Raw genomic sequence first — 611 nt, forward strand, 5'->3', positions numbered from 1 at the left:
CAATCAGCCGATCCAGCCACGTGCCTCTCTCCCCCCTCAGCCCATTTCCCATTCTCAGTTCCTCCATGGGGCAGTGACTACCAGGCATGGAGAAATGGAAAGGGGAGGAATGGAAAACTGAAAATGGAAAAAGGCAGGGGGCACTCCCCCGCCGCCCGTCCAGGATCCCATGAAAAAGTGTTGGAGCTTTAACTTCGAATACGTAAAATAGTCTGCCTTTTTGAACATCACCCGAAAGGGTGACATGACAGCCTTGTGCTACAACCGTATCACGCTCCACCTTACAACCCCATGAAGAAACCGCTTAGCCAGTGGTGTGATGAAACCAAGATCACCATCGAACAAAGAAATCCGGGCCAGGATCGCGTCGCCGTCTGGACCTGCCCTCTCTGCCAGTATGCCTTGTCCGGGATCAAGGTGGGGACTTCAGAGATGGGTGCCATCGCCCTTGCGCGCATGACCATGGAAGAGCACATGACCTCCAAGCACCCGCAGCATGTCGTCACCGAAAACTAAGACCTACCTGACTGACCGGACATTGCCAAATAGTACCACGTGATCACGTCCCGCCTGGCCCACCGCGAACAGTTAACAGTTAACAGTTAACCGCG

The 611-nt window shown here is 54.2% G+C and carries 1 protein-coding gene; it reads left to right on the top strand.

Translation table 11 applies throughout. From position 1 onward, the window contains the following. Positions 1-291 precede the first annotated feature (291 nt). Positions 292-516, top strand: a complete 225-nt coding sequence (locus BGE01nite_RS28830; protein WP_146856423.1) for a hypothetical protein — start codon at positions 292-294, stop codon at positions 514-516. Positions 517-611: the final 95 nt, after the last annotated feature.

The organism is Prosthecobacter gellanilyticus (genome assembly GCF_007992435.1).
Lineage (GTDB): Bacteria > Verrucomicrobiota > Verrucomicrobiia > Verrucomicrobiales > Verrucomicrobiaceae > Prosthecobacter > Prosthecobacter gellanilyticus.